Source organism: Deinococcus arboris (assembly GCF_009755355.1).
Taxonomy (GTDB): domain Bacteria; phylum Deinococcota; class Deinococci; order Deinococcales; family Deinococcaceae; genus Deinococcus; species Deinococcus betulae.
In genome coordinates, this window is the sequence record NZ_WQLB01000004.1 from 177473 (window position 1) to 193064 (window position 15592).

The window sequence follows — 15592 nt, forward strand, 5'->3', positions numbered from 1 at the left end:
TTGCCAGCGGTTCAATCTGACCAGAAAAAAGCAAAATCGGGCTGATGGGCGTGGAGTTGACCAATCGCCTTCAGCGCAGGAACGGTTGGCTCAGCCGCCGCGTACCGCCACCCAAGTGACCACGACACCCCCGCCCCTCGTTCTGTCTCATCTGACCCTTCAGGCAGCGGGCCGCCCGCTGGCGTGCCTGCCCCATCTCACCCTGAACAGGGGCGAGGTGCTCCATCTGCTGGGGCCCAACGGCGCAGGCAAAACCACGCTGCTGCGTGTCCTGGCCGGTGAATTACCCGCAACCGGCCGGGCCGAAGTGCTGGGTCCTCCACCGGGAAGTCTGGCCGCCCGCGCCGCCACCGCCTGGGTGCCGACCCACGCTCCCCTACCCGACGACCTGACCGCTGAGGAAAGCCTGCACTTCACGGCGGCCCTGTGGCGCCGGCCCGTTCAGCCGCTGCTGACCCTGGCCGCAGCCCTAGGACTGACACGCTGGCTGGGCGCCTGGCCCACAGAACTGTCTCAGGGCACGCGGCAAAAGGTGGCCCTGAGCGGCGCGCTGGGCCTGCCACTGACCTTGCTGGACGAACCGTTCGGCACACTGGATAGTGCCGCGCGGCAGGTCACGCGAGAGGCCATTCAGACTGCCGCCCGCGCCGGCAACGCCTTTATCATCACCACCCACGGCAACGAACTGGCGACTATGGATGTTCAGACGTTGAGCCTGGACAGCGCGTGAAAAGCGGCACTTCACACCACGCCGTCTGGGCGGCCCAGCACCTGACCACCCGCCGGGCCTGGAGCTTTACTGGGCCGCGCAGCGCGCCAGTGGGGTGCCGCTGCTGGCTGCCTACCTGGGGGCCGCAGGACTGGTCGCCCTGCTGAGCCTCTGGCAGCTGTACCAGCCTGCACCCTTCGCGCTTCCACTGGGACTGGTCACACCGGCTATCTGCACGGTTCTGCTGCTGGCGGTGCTCGTCAGCCGCCGCCCGAATGTCGCCCTGACCACAGCCGAATTGGGCTGGCTCCGTTCGCCCACGCCGCCCTGGGCGGTCCTGGCCTGGCCCCTTCTCCGAACAGCAGCCCCCTGGTTAGGCGCAGGGCTTCTGGGCGGCGCGGCCTTGCTGGCGGTCAGTCTTCCAGCCTGGCCTGTGGCGGCGGCCCTGCCTGGCCTCGCCGCTGCCGTGCCGGTCCTTCAGGCGGCGAGCCACGCGCAGCGACTCACCGCCAGCCGCCGCGTCCGGTTGCTGCTCACGGTGCTCCTGCCCCTTCTGGGACCGCTGCACCCCCTTGGGCTCATGGTCGGCGGGCTCCTGACGCTTCTCGCTGGCGGCTTCATCTGGAAGCAGACGCTGCGTTCAGCCCTGCCCCCACGCCTGCTGCGACTGCTGGAGGTGCAGGCCGTGCAGGCCAGAACCCGGCGGCTGGGCCTGCCGCTCCTGGCGGTCAATGCCGATGGCCTGCGGCCCGCACGGCGGTGGACCGTGAAGCCGCCTGTCCACCCCACGCCAGCCCGGATCCTGCTCTGGCGGGCCACCTTGCCTCTCCTGACCTCTCCAGCGGCGGTGCTGCCGACCCTGCTGGGTGGCCTGGCCCTGGCCGCCGGGCTGCCCGGCCTGATGGGCCCATGTCTGGCCGCCGGACTGCGGGGGCTGCCAGCGCTGCCCCCGCCAGCAGCCCCGGTGCCCGCGTCCAAGGCCCTGTGGTGGAGCCTGCTGCCCAGCGGTCTCACACTAGGCACGGTGTGTGCGGTAGGCGCACTGCTGGCAGGCGCCCACTTGTCCCTGACCTTCAGTGCGGGACTGGCGTCCTGGCTGGCCCTCGCCGTGTTCCACTGGCTGGGGGGCAGCTGCCCCACGGCTGGGGCCGGTGTCCGGATACAGCTGGAACTGGGTGCAGGGTTAACCCCTGGCATTCTGACGGCGACATGCGTAGGCCTGGGCTTACCCGGCCTGGCCCCATTGGCTCTGCTGGGACTGGGCCTGCTGGCACTGCTGGTGAGCCCTCTGACTTGATGCTCACAGCGGAATCCTGAGCGGCCAAGAGTAGCAAAGTCCGTGACAGAAAGAGGCAGCGGCGTAGGCGGAAGTGAAGGGCGAACAGCACCCCTCAACCGAACTGGCCGCCGCTGTCAGGGCACTCGTATGGTCGTCAGCATGGCAAAGTGGTCGCTGATTTTGGGCCTGTCCTGGCGAATGCGGTCGCCCGTGTGGGCCAACCCCGCCGAGTAGAAGAAATAGTCAATGGTGCGGTCGGGTTGCCCCACCGCCGGGTCGTTCGGGAAGTGGGTGTAGTACCTCTCCTCCCCTGTCTCAATCTGCGCCTCGCTGGGAAAGGACTCGTAAGCGTCCATCAGGGGCTTCAGTTCGGTCTGAGGATTGAAATAGGCGCGTTCCCGCTCGCGCAGGCGCGTGTACGCCCCCGCTGTGCCCAGCAGGTTGAAGTCGCCGCCCATCAGCCAGGGGCCTGGTGTGCCGCCCAGCAACTCGCCCACCGCCGCCACCTGCCTGTGCATGGTGTCGCAGCCCTGGGCAAAGGCGTCCATATGCGTCTGGTAGGCGGTCAGGGGCGGGCCGCCCTGAACAGGCAAGGTGACGCCCAGCACGGCGCGCTTGAAGTTAAAGGCCACTGTCACTGGGTCGCCGCAGATGCGCGGCAGGGCGTACCGGGTCGCCCCCTCCAGGCGGAAGCGGCTGAGGGTGCCCAGGCTCAGGCCCACCTCGCCCATGATGCTGGGGTGGGGCACAAACGCAGCGCGGTGATAGTACGCGGTGGCCGCGCAGGGATAGGCCCCGCCCAGCCGCGCCTGAAGCTGGGCCAGCTGGTCGGCGTGGTCGGTGCGCTTGCTGTCGCGGTCCAGCTCCTGGAGCAGGATCAGGTCAGGGTTTTCCTGGTGAATCACAGCCACCACCTCGGTCAGGGTGCGCGCCAGGCTTTCGGGAGTGGGGCGGGTATCGGGACCGTCGCCCGCCAGAGTGTCGTAAAAGAACACGTACCCGCGCCCGGCCAGATACTGCACGTTCCAGCTCAGCACCTTGACCGCCTGACCTCTCTGCAGGGTCGGCGTGGTGGCCGGGCAGGTGAGGTCAGCCGCCTGCACAGCTTTGGGGTGGTCGGTCAGGGCGTAGACCAGGCCCACCAGTGCCGCCACCAGCACCGCCAGACCCAGCAGAGCGCGCGGCCACCACCGCGCCCGGCGAGATTGAAGTCGCATGTTGAGGGCAGTGTAACGAATTTCCTGGCCTTTCCCAGACCCAGGCGGGCTGCTCGGCGGCCTGCTGGCATGAGGTGAATGACGCAGGCTCTACAGTGCAGGCGTGCTGGCCGCGCTGCTTATTCTTGTAACCGTCGGTCTGGTGATCTGGCGGCCCTCTGGCCTGGGACCGGCGCGCGCCGCGACACTGGGGGCCCTGACCGCCCTGATGACTGGCGTGGTCCCGCTCAGCGCTCTGCCCGCGTTGTGGCAGGCCACCTGGAACGCCACGCTGACCCTGGTGGGCCTGATGGTCCTGAGCCTGCTGCTGGACGCGGCCGGCCTGTTCCGGTTGGGCGCGCTGTACGTGGCCCACTGGGGCGGCGGCAGTGGCCGGCGGCTGCTGGCCCTGCTGGTGGGGCTTAGCGCCCTGGTCGCTGCCCTGTTTGCCAACGACGGCGGCGTGCTGATCCTCACGCCCATCGTGCTGGAACTGGCGGCGCTGCTCAGGCTGAACCGGGCCGCCACCCTGGCCCTGGCCCTGGCCGTGGGCTTTGTGGTTGACGCCGCCAGCCTGCCGCTGACGATCAGCAATCTGACCAACCTGCTGGCCGCCGACGCCTTTGGGCTGGGGTTTTCTGGCTATGCCCACGTGATGGTGCCCGTCAATCTGGCGGTGGTGCTGGCCTGTTTCCTGACCCTGCTGCTGGTGTATGGCCGGCAACTCCCCCAGCGTTACGACCCTGCTGACCTGCCTGAGCCGCGCAGCGCCGTTCACTCCTGGGCTGTGTGCCGCGCCGGCGTGGTCGCGGCGCCCTTCTTGCTGGCCGGCGCCTTTCTGGCCGAAGACCACGGCATTCCCATCAGCGCGGTGGTCGGGGCCTGCGCCGCTGGGGTGTGGCTGGTGGCGGCGCTGGGGCGGCAGGTGGACAGCCGCGCGGTGGTCCGGACGGCTCCCTGGAACGTGGTGATGTTCAGTCTGGCCATGTTCACCGTGGTCTCGGGGCTGCGGGAAGCCGGGCTCAGCGGTCACTACGGCGACTGGCTGGCCAGCTGGGCCGCGCGGGGTGAAGGCGCAGGGGTGCTGGCGTCCGGGCTCAGCGTGGCGGCCCTCAGTGCTGGCCTGAACAACCTGCCCGCGCTCCTGATTGCCCTCCTGGGCCTGCAGGAAGCCGGCGTCACCGGGGCGGCGCGGGACGCCCTGGTGTACGGCGCCGTGGTCGGCGCCAACATCGGCCCCAAGCTGACACCCATTGGCAGCCTCGCCACCCTGCTGTGGCTGCACGTGCTGCGCGGGCGCGGCCTGGACGTGAGCTGGGGCGACTACCTGCGCGCCGGGCTGCGCCTCACGCCCCCCGTGCTGCTGGCGGGGCTGCTGGCCCTGTGGCTGCGGCTGGCCCTGGGCTAACCTGAGCGCGTGAAGAGCCGTATTCTGGGGCCCTTGCTGACACTGCTGGTCCTGCTGGCTGGGGCCGCCTGGTGGCAGTCCGGGGCGCGCTGGCGAGGGGCCCTGTACTGCGCCGAGCAGCCGGGCCAGGTCTGGGGCGTGGGCCCTGTCCCTGCCGGTGCCACCCCCCTCTGTCCTGAATCAAGCAGCGTAAGGGCCGAGGTGCGCCGGGGTGACACCCGAATCGAGCAGTATCTGTTCGCCGACTGGCAGCCCGAAACGCTGCTCCGGCTGCTGGAAGCAGGGGGCTTTACCCGCCTGTCCACCCGCCCTGACGACGGCATTCAGTTCGAGGCTGTCCTGACGCGCGGCCGCGAGCGTGTCCTGTATATCGCTGAACACCGGGGCGGGGGCACGCTGGTCAGCCTGGGCAGCACGCCCCTGCGTTAAAAAAGGCCAGATGGCCGATGCCAGCAGGCCGTTTGTGCGCTAAACTGCCTCCCATGATCCGCTCTGCACTTCTCAGCCGGGGACGCCTCGACTAGCCTCACCGCTACGTTCGAGCGTCCCCGGCTGCGTGCCGGGGCGTTTTTTTGCTGATGGCTGAAGGAACAAGTCACGTCCCCTGTCACCCCTCAGTCCCCCTTGCCCTCAAAGGAGCCCTGTCCCATGACCCAGACCAATGAAACCGCCAGCATCAACATTCAGGAGCCGCGCATGGAGCGCTACAACCCCCACGCCATAGAAGGCAAGTGGCAGGAAGAGTGGGCCAAGGCGGGCCTGTACATCTTCCGGGAGGACGCGCCCGGCGAGAAGCATTACGCCCTGACCATGTTTCCTTACCCCAGCGGCAACCTGCACATCGGGCACTGGTACGCCAACGTCGCGCCAGACGCGCGGGCCCGCTGGATGCGGATGCGCGGCTACAACGTGCTGTTCCCGATGGGCTTTGACGCCTTTGGCCTGCCCGCCGAGAACGCGGCCATTAAAAACAACGTCAACCCAGCCACCTGGACCTACAGCAACATCGAGTACATGACCGGGCAGTTTCAGCGCATGGGCACCATGATTGACTGGACCCGCTCGTTTGCCACCTGCGACCCGGACTACTACCGCTGGAACCAGTGGTTTTTCACCGAGTTCTTCAAGCGCGGCCTGGCCTACAAGAAGGGCGGCCTGGTGAACTGGTGCCCCAAGGACCAGACGGTGCTGGCCAACGAACAGGTCGTGAACGGCGCCTGCGAACGCTGCGGCACCCCAGTCGAAAAACGCAATCTGAGCCAGTGGTATCTGAAAATCACCGATTACGCCGATGAACTGCTGGATTTCTCGGCCACTGACATGCCCGAGAAAGTCCGCCTGATGCAGACCAACTGGATTGGCAAGTCGGTGGGTGCCGAGGTGACCTTTCAGACTCCCGCCGGGCCGGAAACGGTGTTCACCACCCGCCCCGATACCCTGATGGGCGCGACCTTCCTGGTGCTGGCCCCCGAGCACAGCAAGGTCTCGGACCTGACCACCGATGAGCAGCGCGCCGAGGTGGAGGCTTACGTCACCGCAGCGGGCCGCAAGACAGACGTGGAACGCCAGCAGGAGGGCGAAAAGACCGGCGTATTCACCGGCAGCTACGCCACGCACCCGGTCACGGGGCACCAGTTGCCGATCTGGGTGGCGGACTACGTGCTGGTCACCTACGGCACCGGCTCGATCATGGCGGTGCCGGCCCATGACGAGCGCGACTTCGCCTTTGCCAGGAAATTTGGTCTGGAGATTAAACGGGTCTTTGAGACGCCAAGATGGTTCATGTTCGTCGAAGAAGAGGATTATTCTTTGATAGAACAGGCAATTGATGATTTATCATTTAAATACATCAAGGTTGAAGATGATTTATATTTGATCTCAGGAGATTTTCATAGTAAAGATAAGGTAGTCGATAGATTAAATTCAATATCAACGCCTCTGCCAAGCAATAATAAAAAATCTAAATGGCATCATAATGGAATGCAATACTCCTCACGAACCGCATTGTTGTTAGGCACAAATTATATCATTTTCCCTGGCATAAACAATAATATTGTATACGCTCATGATGACTATTTAAGCCGTTTGAAAAATTTTGATTGGCCCGAAATAGAACTGGAGAGGTCGTATCCAGAGCCTGGCGAACAGAATCAGTTTTTTAGAAACTTCCCGAGCAGAATCGGCCCCATCATCAATTCCGGCGAATTTGACGGTATGCCCGGTGGCAAGGCCAATATCACAGCGATCATTGAGAAGCTGGAAGCGCGCGGAATCGCCATGGCTAAGACCACCTACCGCCTGCGCGACTGGCTGGTCTCGCGCCAGCGCTACTGGGGCACGCCCATTCCCATCGTGTACTGCGCCGAACACGGTGCCCAGCCGGTGCCGGCCGAGGACCTGCCCGTGCGCCTGCCAGAGACCGTGGAATTCACGCCCACTGGTCAGAGCCCCCTGAAGCTGAACACCGACTGGACCGCCGCCACCTGTCCTGTCTGCGGCGGCCCCGCCGAGCGCGACACCGACACCATGGACACCTTCGTGGATTCCAGCTGGTACATGTACCGCTACCTGAGTCCAGGCAACGAGACCTACCCCTTCGATCCTGAAAAGGCCGGCCTGCTGCCCGTGGACCTGTACACCGGCGGGATTGAACACGCCATTTTGCACCTGCTGTACTCGCGCTTCTGGACCAAAGTCATGCGCGACATGGGCCTGACCACCCAGAGCGAGCCGTTTGCGTGGCTGCGCAATCAGGGCATGATTCTGGGCGAGGACGGCGAGAAGATGAGCAAGAGCCGGGGCAACGTGGTGGACCCCGACGATCTGGTGCGGGAATACGGCGCCGACACAGTGCGGACCTACCTGCTGTTTATCGCGCCGTGGGAACTGGGCGGGCCCTGGGACCCGCAGGGCATCAACGGTCCGGCCAAGTGGCTGGGGCGCGTCTGGAACCTGTATTTCGAGGACCACCCCGTGGGCCCCGCCGAGAAGGTCACGGACGCCGAGCTGCGGTACGCGGTTCACGCCACCCTGAAAAAAGTGAGCGGCGACTTCGAGCGCCTGAGCTTTAACACCATCGTCGCTGCCCTGATGGAGCTGACGAATACGCTGGTCAAGGCCAAGCGCGCCCCGGTGTTCGGCACCCCTGCCTGGGCCGAGGCCCTGCAGATGTTTAACCTGATGCTGGCCCCGGTGGTGCCCCACATCGCCGAGGAAATCTGGACCGAACGCGGCGGCGAAGGCAGCGTGCATACCCAGAGCTGGCCTGCGGTGGACGAGCAGGCCGCCACCCGTGACACCGTGACCCTGGGCGTGCAGGTCAGCGGCAAGGTGCGCGGCGAGATCACGATTTCCAAGACCGCCGCCGCTGAGAAGGCCCTGAGCGCCGCAAAAGCCAACGCCGACGTGGCCCGCTTTATTGAGGGCAAAACGGTCGTCAAGGAGATTTACGTGCCGGGGCGGATTATCAATATCGTTGTGAAGTAAGCCTTTGTTCCGGGCGGCTGTCCTCCAAATCACAGAGGACAGCCGCCTTGTCTTTAGCCCTCTACGCTCAGCAGCACCAGATGGCCGTGGGGTGACCTGGCGGTGGGCTGACCCTGGGTACACACTAGAAACTGGCCGTCAGGACTCCAGGCCGGAAAGCTATGAGGGTCACCAGAGGTCACTTGCGCCCGCGTCCTATCCTGCAAGTCCATGACCCAGATTTGCTCCTGGCCGCTCAGGGCCGAAGTGAAGGCCAGCCAGCGGCCATCTGGTGAGGGGAAAGGCGTGACGTAAGGCGTGCTTTCGTCCTCGGCACTGAGGCATTCACGCAGAGCCCCAGGCACCAACGCCTGCCGGTAAAGTCGGTGGCCGTCCTGATCAGCGCCGTGATAGATGAAACCCTGGCCATCTGCCAGCGGCCAAGGCTGATCCTGTACTCCCGGCGCCTGGGTCAAGCGGTTCACCTGGCCACTTTCGTCCAGGCTGCAGATAAACGCCTCGTCCTCTGACGGCTGCTGAAAAAACAGCAGCGGCCCCTGCCCATCCGGCGGCAGGGCCGGCCCATGACAGGGTGCTGGGCCAGACAGCAGCAGGCTCACCCGGCCGGCCACACTCTGAAACAAAGCGGGCGGCCCCTCCCGGTCACTGACAAACACAAACGCCTCTGGGTCCCGGAAGGCCGCCCGGCCCGTGGTGTTGTGGCCTGGGGTCTCATCCAGCGGCACTTCCCGCAGGTCTGTCCCGTCTAGCGTCAGGCGGTACAGCCGCCGCACCTGGCCCGACAGCCGCTCGAACACGACAGCCTGGCTGTCAGGCGTCCAGATGGTACGCAGGTCTGTTCCGGGACCTGCGGTCAGGGACCTGGGCTCGCCAAAGCGTGGCAGGGGCATACCCGACCCTACACGGACGCCGATCTCATCAGCTGTAAAAACAATAAATTCCGAGTGGGCTTGGAAAGCTGCGGCCAAGAGCAAGAGAAGCGGGTTCCAGGCATGGAACTGGCAAAGAGGTCACTTCTCGATGGGCGAACGACACAGGCGGAAACCGCGTTACCGACTTTCTGGCTGCTCTTGCCTTGAGTGCGGGACAAGAGACCGGGCAGCGCCTGGACACGGCGCCGCCCGGCTCAGGTGCTCCCGCTTACATCAGGCTGCGAATGCGGCCTTCCAGTTCGCGGGCCACCGCGTCAGAGCCGGCTTGCAAGGTCTGGCTGCTCAGGTGCCAGTTGCCTTTGCGCTCCGTCTCGCTGGTAAAGATGCTCGCCATGCCAGTGGCGCGGCGGTCAACCTCTAGAATCACGTCCAGGCCGCCCATCTGCGGGAAAATCATCATCTCGATTTCCGCAATCTTGTACTGGCCGTAGGGCGGGCGGAAGCTGATTTCCTGGGCGATGCGGCCGTGGTGGTATTCCACCTCGCTGCCTGACAGCTGAAATCCCAGCTGCTGCGCGGCCATGAACAGGGTTTCCATCTCGCGGCTGGGCAGAATCTGGAGGGTGTCCTGGTCGCCGGGGTCGGCGGCGCCTGCAATGTCGGCGTCGGTGGCCAGCCAGACCGAGGTGCCGCTGAGGGTCAGGGGCGTGCCCGCAGGCACAGGAATGCTGAAGGGGAATTCGCGGCGCTCGCCTGGGCGCAGGTCGAAGCCCGGCACCACGGCCACCTTGCTGAGCTGGTGGTGAACATAGGTGTCATCGTGCTTGTAGCGGGTCGCCAGGCCCAGGTTAATGCGCTCAATGCGCTGGTCCACGCCTCCGCCCGTCACGACGATCACGCCGTTGACACTCTCGCCAATGCGCACAGCGGGGTTCTGCACCTGGGCGTCCACGCGCGCGCCACCCACACCGACTGCGGCCATCATCCGTTTTAAGAATCCCATACTCCTCCCTGTACGCCCCAGGCGCGTGAATAGTTCCGAAGATGACGTTTGGAGTCTAAGCTTTTTTGGCCGCAGCGCGCGATGACTGGACGGGCGGCGCGAGGAGGGCCGCCTGCATGGCCGCCCCGATGATGCCGGCCTCGTTGAGCAGCTGCGCGGGCACCACACGGCTGCGGTCCAGGGTCAGGTGGGGCGTCCATTTGTCGGCTTTTTTGCTGATTCCACCACCGATAATGAACAGCTCCGGGCTGAACAGCAGTTCCAGATGTTGCAGGTAGGAACAGGCGCGTTTGCTCCACTGTTTCCAGTTCAGGTCGTCGCGTTCCCGCGCCCGGTCAGAGGCCCAGGTTTCGGCGTGTTTGTCGCGCAGCCACAGGTGTCCCAGTTCGGTGTTGGGCACCAGCACGCCGTTATGAATCAGGGCGCTACCAATGCCAGTGCCAAAGGTCAGCACCATGACGGTGCCGTCTTGCCCGGCGCCAGCGCCAAAGCGGGCCTCGGCCAGCCCGGCGGCGTCGGCGTCATTGAGCAGATGCACCTCCTGGCCCACCGCCTCGCTGAGCAGCGTGTCGGCGTCCAGGCCAATCCAGTCTTTATGCACATTGGCCGCTGACAGGGTGCGCCCCCGCTGCACGATGCCGGGAAAGGTCACCCCCACCGGGCCGGGCAGCCCAAAGCCCCGGACCAGCTCGGCCACCACTGCCTTGACGTCGGCAGGCGCGGCGCCTTCCGGGGTGGGGATACGGCGGCGCTCGCCGACCAGCTGCCCGGTCAGGGTGTCCACTGGCGCGCCCTTGATCCCGCTCCCGCCTATGTCAATGCCCAGAGTCACGCTCATATGGGGTACAGCCTAAGCGATAGGCCACGCCCAGCGCCCCTGCCTGGCCGCCCCACTCTGTGAACTGAGTTCCTGTTTGAACAGGGTGCAATTTTGAACCGGGCGCGCTATACCTTGGGGAATCATGGATTCCACCTCGCTGCGCGAACGCCAGAAGGAGCGCCGCCGCGCCCGCATCTATTCTGTCGCCATTGACCTGTTCAAGCGCGGCGGCTTTCAGACGACCACCGCGACGGATATCGCGCGGGCCAGTAACGTCTCGCGCGGCACTTTTTTTAACTATTACCCCTACAAAGAAGCGGTGCTGCTGGACTACGGCAGCGAGGTCATGAACCGCCTGCGCGACCACGCCGAGGCCCGGCTGCACGAAGGCACGCCGCCCCTGACGGTGCTGTACGAGGTCTGGGACCGTCTGGCCGAGGAAAACACCCGCGAGCGCGACCTGTTTCCGCCGCTGGCCTACGAGGTGATGAACCCCAACCCCGAACGCGCCCGCACCGCCTACCAGGCGCTGCCCCTGAGCAAGGTCATTGAGCTGATTCTGCGCCCCATGCACCACGCCGGGCAGATGCGCACCGACCTGAGCCTGCAGCGCATCAGCAACCTGATTGCCGACACCTACCTGATGGTGGCGCTGCGCTGGAGCGCCTACGGCACCGAGCGTCCACTGCGCGAGGAAATGCGCCTCGCCCTGGGCCTGCTGCTAGAAGGTGCCGTGCGCCGCGACCTCCCCCGCCCTTGAGGCCCAGATGGGGCGCAGCGCGCGGTTCCCAGGAGGGCGCCGGGAGTACACTGCGCCGGTGAACGCCCTTCTCTTCCAGTTCCGCCGGCCATGACCCTGCCCGAGCTGCGGATTGGCACCGCGCGCCACGCCTTTCCGTTTAGCCGGGGGCTGCTGGTCGAGTCGCTGGTCAATGCTGGCGCCACCGGTGCGGGTGCGGCGGCGGCGGCGCGGCGCATTGAGCAGCAACTGCGCCTCGCGCGGCGCACCACCGTCAGTCCCAGCGAGCTTCAGGCCCTGATGGTCGAGGTGGCGCGCGACGTGGCCGGGTCAGCCGTGGCGCAGGCAGCGGCGGCCCAGACCCCGGCCTTCGTGGACATTCTGGTGACGGCCAAGAAGGGCGACCTGCCGTTTAGCCGGGGCGTGCTGGCGCGCACGCTGGAAGACGCGGGGCTGTCGGGTAAAGACGCCTACGCCACGGCCAGCACGGTGGATGTGGGCCTGCGCCAGCGCGGCGTGCGGCGCCTGAGCGCCGAGGAAATTGACAACCTGACCGAAGACGCCCTGGCCACCCGCTACGGTGAACATCTGCGCCTGACCTACCGCTACCTGCGCCACAACCGCGGCAAACTGGGCGTGCTGGGCAGCGACAGCAACATGCCCAGCCCGTTTTCCAAGGGCATTCTGGTGCAGTCACTGCTGGCCGCCGGGGTCGCGCCGGATGTGGCCCGCAAGGTGGCGCGCGTGACCCAGCGCGACCTGCGGGGCCGCGACGACCGCGTGGTCGCCCGCCACGCCATCCGCAACAAGGTCGAGGCGCTGCTGCGCGATGAGGTGGGGCCAGATGTCGGGGCGCGCTACCGCCTGCTGCGCGTCATTCGCCGCCCGCCCAGGCCAGTGATCGTGCTGTTGGGGGGCGTGTCAGGCACTGGTAAAAGCTTCCTGGCCGCCGAGATTGCCTACCGCCTGGGCATTGCGCGCGTGGTCAGCACCGATTCTATTCGGGAGGTCATGCGGGCCATGGTCTCCCCCGCCCTGGTGCCCACCCTGCACGCCAGCACCTTCAGCGCCTGGGAGGCCCTGCTCCCGCCAGGGGTGCCGCGTCCCGAGACCCCCACCCGCGAGGCCCTGCTGGCCGGCTTCCGTGACCAGGTGCAGCAGGTGAGCGTCGGCCTGGGGGCTGTGGTGGCCCGCAGCGTGCAGGAGGGCAGCAGCCTGGTGCTCGAAGGCGTTCATCTGGTGCCCGGCTACCTGCGTGCAGAGGCGTTCCGGGGCGCACTGCTGGTGCCCATGCTGGTCACGCTGCCCGACGAGGAAGAACACCGCCGCCACTTTGAAAGCCGCGACTCTGAAACGGCTGCGAGCCGTCCCCTGCACCGCTACATGGCCTATTTCAGAGAGATCCGCGCCATGCAAGATGAGCTGGAAGCCCTGGCCCGCGCCCAGGACGTGCCTCTGCTAGACGGCCTGACCCTGGATGAGAGCGCCGAGCAGGCTGTGGATGTGGTCCTGAAGCGCGTGATGGTGGCCCTGACTCCCGAAGAGCGGCTCAGCCTGCTGGGTGAGGACGGCGCTGAGCTGACTCTGGGTGCCGGAGGATAAGAAGACAAAGGCGCGTCTGCGGCCAGAAGTCTGACAGCGGCTGCCAGTTCCATTGAGGGCCCATCAACGCCCCTCTACTCCACTTTCGCCGCTGTCTCTGACGGACACCCACTGTGTCGGCCTCAGCGTGGTTGAGGGGTATGATCCTCAACCACGCTGAGTTCCGCTATGAGTCAAGAAAGAGAGCGCCAAAGGGGAATCCCGCTGACGCCTTGTGATCTAGACAAAGTGAAAACCCTTTTCAGGAACGGCCCGGTGTGGCCATGATTGAGCGCTGTACTCTCTGTTGCCAAAGCTGCGAGCGGCGCTCAGGTCAAAGCTTTTCTCGGGGCTAGGTGTTCAATTCAAGGGAAACAAGCCGCAAAAGCGGGGGGTGAGTCTGGAAGCAGCCAATCGGCTCTAGGCTATTGTCCTGCCGTGGGAGCCGCTCAGGGCTGACCCTGCCACTGCTCTGGCAGCTGTAATCAGCGCACGCTCAGCAGAACATCCACGTTGCCGCGTGTGGCCACACTGTAGGGGCAAACGGCATGGGCGGCGTGCATCAAGGCCAGGGCGTCGTCCTGGCTCAGGCCGGGGAAATGGCCTTCCAGAGCCACGTCCAGCGCAAAGGCCAGCCCCTCGCGGCGCAGGCCCACGCGAGCCGTTACGGTGCTGTCTGGGGTCAGTTCCAGCTTCTGCCGGCGCGCGGCCACACCCAGGGCGCCCTGAAAGCAGGCGGCGTATCCGGCGGCAAACAGCTGCTCGGGGTTGGTGCCGGGGCCATCGTCGCCGCCGATACCAGCCGGCACGCTCAGGGCGAAGTTCAGGCGGTCATCGCTGCTTGTCACGGTGCCGGCGCGCCCGCCTGTGGCGGTGACTTCTGCGGTGTACAGGTGATTCATGCGGCCCAGCATGGCGCGGGCCGATGCGCCGCAACGGCAAGCCGCCGCACAAAGAAGGTGTTCCTGCGTGAGGGGCAGTGAGAGAGTGAGGCTGCCGGGCTCCAGTTAAGGCCATCAGCCACCTGAGCTGACCAACTGTGCTCTACGGCGGAAGGAGACGAACAAGCGCTGGCGAGCTAGAGGAAGACCCAGCCCACAAGTCTCTGTTCTTCAGGAGATTCATGGGCGCCTCTGAAGCGGCGCAGGAATCTTCTGTTGTCGTGTGGAAAACACCGAACCACCTGTGAATGAGCACAGACTTGTCCCTGCCCAGCAGCTCTACAGAGCCGCGCGCCTTAACGCAACCTCATGGTCAATCTTCTGGCTCTCCTCTTAGAAGACCACCAGACAGACCTATCGCCAGGTCCATCTCTTTTGGTTCAGCGGGATGCAATAGACCTGCCGGCCAGAGCCGAACCCCCTCCCCTCTCACCACACGCGCACGCGTACGTAAGCCCGGTCAGCGTACCCATCCTGGCCAGGGCGCTGGGGCCGCACATAGGGAAAGCGGGTCGTGAGCAGGGGGTCAGCGGCCAGCACGTCTTCCAGGTGGCGCTCGGTGGCCTGGAGGGTGCCCAGCACCGCCGGATACCCGCCCGTGGCCAGGCAGACTTCACGCGGGCCGGGTGGCAGCACATGCACCCGCAGGTGTTCATCAGGCACGGGGCGGCCATCTACCAGACCGTAGCCGAAGGGGCCAGTCGTGTTGGCCAGGGCCGCGTGCGCCGTCAGCAGCGGCGCAATGATGACCTGCGCCGGGTCGTCGTGGCGCAGGGTGGCGGCGGTCTTGGCGTCACCACGGGCCAGCAGGGCGTGCAGAAACACGGCGCGCGCCTGAGCCGCCGCCGCCAGGGAAGGCAGCTGATTGGGCAGGCCGTAGACGCCCTGGCCGGCGGTCCCGCCGTCCCAGTGGGCGCCCACGGCCCCCAATTGCCAGACCTCTCGCCGCGCCGCACTGACGGCCGCCAGCGCAAAGGCCACCTGAAGGCGCGCTTCGCCGTGCCGGGTCCGCCCCAGCGCCGTACTTAGCGCGCGGGTCAGGCGGTCCGCCGCATCCCGCAGGTCAGCGCTGGGGGGCAGGTCCCGCAGGGCCGCCGCGCCCACGACAGCCGCAAAGCGCGCTGGAGGCAGGTCGTGCGGCCGGGCGCCGCCTGTCGTGGCGCCAAAACTCAGCCCGGCCACCAGGGCAATGTGGTGGGGGGTGACCACGAGCAGGTCAGCGCTATCTTCCAGCTGCCCACTGCGGGCACGAATGCTGGATTCCATGACCTGAAGCGGCATGGCGCCATACTAGTGGACCGCGCCCCAGGCTTCTGCCCTTACAGTCGGTGCAAGAACCCCTGAGAGTCAGAGTGATATTTGAAGCCGCCTCAGGGGTTTTCTTAACCGATGTGACGCGGGCGGAGCAGGTGATGGAGAGCGGCTTTTATAGATTTAAGGGCGTGCTGTTCAGAGCAGAACCGTTGTGTAAGGCGTGCCGTGGCCTCTGCTCCTCAAGAAGTCACCACCTGGACAGCTCGCATTCAGTCTGGCCCTTTGGTTGAAACCCTTCCGTCTT

13 protein-coding genes are annotated in these 15592 nt (G+C 65.8%); 7 read left to right on the plus strand and 6 right to left on the minus strand.

All coding sequences use genetic code 11. The annotated features are described in order from the left end of the window. Positions 1–115 precede the first annotated feature (115 nt). Both GO986_RS04965 and GO986_RS04970 read left to right on the plus strand, forming a co-directional pair. Positions 116–730: an ABC transporter ATP-binding protein gene (locus tag GO986_RS04965; protein ID WP_198170412.1), complete on the plus strand. Its 615-nt coding sequence runs from the start codon at positions 116–118 to the stop codon at positions 728–730. Between the two features lie 94 nt (positions 731–824). Then, the gene (locus GO986_RS04970) at positions 825–2006 is read left to right on the plus strand and encodes a hypothetical protein (RefSeq protein ID WP_157458151.1); all 1182 of its coding nucleotides are present in this window, start codon (positions 825–827) and stop codon (positions 2004–2006) included. Between the two features lie 116 nt (positions 2007–2122). On the opposite strand, the gene GO986_RS04975 is transcribed toward GO986_RS04970, so the two are convergent. Continuing rightward, entirely contained in the window at positions 2123–3205 is a 1083-nt protein-coding gene (locus GO986_RS04975) for an endonuclease/exonuclease/phosphatase family protein (RefSeq protein WP_157458152.1), read from the minus strand. 103 nt (positions 3206–3308) lie between these two features. Here GO986_RS04975 and GO986_RS04980 point away from each other — a divergent pair, with 103 nt between their 5' ends. The 3 genes from GO986_RS04980 (at position 3309) to GO986_RS22820 (ending at position 8078) form a co-directional block, all read left to right on the plus strand. Further along, positions 3309–4592 carry an ArsB/NhaD family transporter gene (locus GO986_RS04980; protein ID WP_369409164.1) on the plus strand — a complete coding sequence of 428 codons (1284 nt, stop codon included), beginning with the start codon at positions 3309–3311 and terminating at the stop codon, positions 4590–4592. A gap of 9 nt (positions 4593–4601) precedes the next feature. After that, the gene (locus GO986_RS04985; protein ID WP_369409165.1) at positions 4602–5021 is read left to right on the plus strand and encodes a hypothetical protein; all 420 of its coding nucleotides are present in this window, start codon (positions 4602–4604) and stop codon (positions 5019–5021) included. Between the two features lie 219 nt (positions 5022–5240). Then, a complete protein-coding gene (locus GO986_RS22820; protein ID WP_232337415.1) occupies positions 5241–8078 on the plus strand; it encodes a leucine--tRNA ligase in 2838 nt (945 codons plus the stop codon). A 53-nt stretch (positions 8079–8131) separates the two neighbouring features. On the opposite strand, the gene GO986_RS05000 is transcribed toward GO986_RS22820, so the two are convergent. The 3 genes from GO986_RS05000 to ppgK all read right to left on the minus strand — a co-directional run bounded on the left by GO986_RS05000 (position 8132) and on the right by ppgK (position 10791). After that, the gene (locus GO986_RS05000) at positions 8132–8968 is read right to left on the minus strand and encodes a TolB family protein (RefSeq protein ID WP_232337417.1); all 837 of its coding nucleotides are present in this window, start codon (positions 8966–8968) and stop codon (positions 8132–8134) included. A gap of 250 nt (positions 8969–9218) precedes the next feature. Then, positions 9219–9953 carry a sporulation protein gene (locus tag GO986_RS05005; protein ID WP_157458153.1) on the minus strand — a complete coding sequence of 245 codons (735 nt, stop codon included), beginning with the start codon at positions 9951–9953 and terminating at the stop codon, positions 9219–9221. Between the two features lie 55 nt (positions 9954–10008). After that, entirely contained in the window at positions 10009–10791 is a 783-nt protein-coding gene (gene ppgK, locus GO986_RS05010) for a polyphosphate--glucose phosphotransferase (RefSeq protein WP_157458154.1), read from the minus strand. Between the two features lie 124 nt (positions 10792–10915). Here ppgK and GO986_RS05015 point away from each other — a divergent pair, with 124 nt between their 5' ends. Both GO986_RS05015 and GO986_RS05020 read left to right on the plus strand, forming a co-directional pair. Further along, entirely contained in the window at positions 10916–11533 is a 618-nt protein-coding gene (locus tag GO986_RS05015; protein ID WP_157458155.1) for a TetR/AcrR family transcriptional regulator, read from the plus strand. 90 nt (positions 11534–11623) lie between these two features. Then, complete coding sequence (locus GO986_RS05020) at positions 11624–13114, plus strand: 2-phosphoglycerate kinase (RefSeq protein WP_157458156.1); 1491 nt, start codon at positions 11624–11626, stop codon at positions 13112–13114. A 464-nt stretch (positions 13115–13578) separates the two neighbouring features. Here GO986_RS05020 and GO986_RS05025 read toward each other — a convergent pair whose 3' ends face one another. Continuing rightward, positions 13579–13995, minus strand: a complete 417-nt coding sequence (locus tag GO986_RS05025; RefSeq protein ID WP_157458157.1) for an organic hydroperoxide resistance protein — start codon at positions 13993–13995, stop codon at positions 13579–13581. Positions 13996–14463: 468 nt separating this feature from the next. Further along, positions 14464–15315, minus strand: a complete 852-nt coding sequence (locus GO986_RS05030) for a hypothetical protein (RefSeq protein WP_157458158.1) — start codon at positions 15313–15315, stop codon at positions 14464–14466. Positions 15316–15592: the final 277 nt, after the last annotated feature.

What these genes read in the sequence shown, in the direction of transcription:
- GO986_RS05030 (WP_157458158.1), bottom strand. Translation starts at nt 15,315, where the DNA reads ATGCCGCTTCAGGTCATGGAATCCAGCATTCGTGCCCGCAGTGGGCAG.
- GO986_RS04975 (WP_157458152.1), bottom strand. Translation starts at nt 3,205, where the DNA reads ATGCGACTTCAATCTCGCCGGGCGCGGTGGTGGCCGCGCGCTCTGCTG.
- ppgK (WP_157458154.1), bottom strand. Translation starts at nt 10,791, where the DNA reads ATGAGCGTGACTCTGGGCATTGACATAGGCGGGAGCGGGATCAAGGGC.
- GO986_RS22820 (WP_232337415.1), top strand. Translation starts at nt 5,241, where the DNA reads ATGACCCAGACCAATGAAACCGCCAGCATCAACATTCAGGAGCCGCGC.
- GO986_RS05020 (WP_157458156.1), top strand. Translation starts at nt 11,624, where the DNA reads ATGACCCTGCCCGAGCTGCGGATTGGCACCGCGCGCCACGCCTTTCCG.
- GO986_RS05005 (WP_157458153.1), bottom strand. Translation starts at nt 9,953, where the DNA reads ATGGGATTCTTAAAACGGATGATGGCCGCAGTCGGTGTGGGTGGCGCG.
- GO986_RS05025 (WP_157458157.1), bottom strand. Translation starts at nt 13,995, where the DNA reads ATGAATCACCTGTACACCGCAGAAGTCACCGCCACAGGCGGGCGCGCC.
- GO986_RS05000 (WP_232337417.1), bottom strand. Translation starts at nt 8,968, where the DNA reads ATGCCCCTGCCACGCTTTGGCGAGCCCAGGTCCCTGACCGCAGGTCCC.
- GO986_RS05015 (WP_157458155.1), top strand. Translation starts at nt 10,916, where the DNA reads ATGGATTCCACCTCGCTGCGCGAACGCCAGAAGGAGCGCCGCCGCGCC.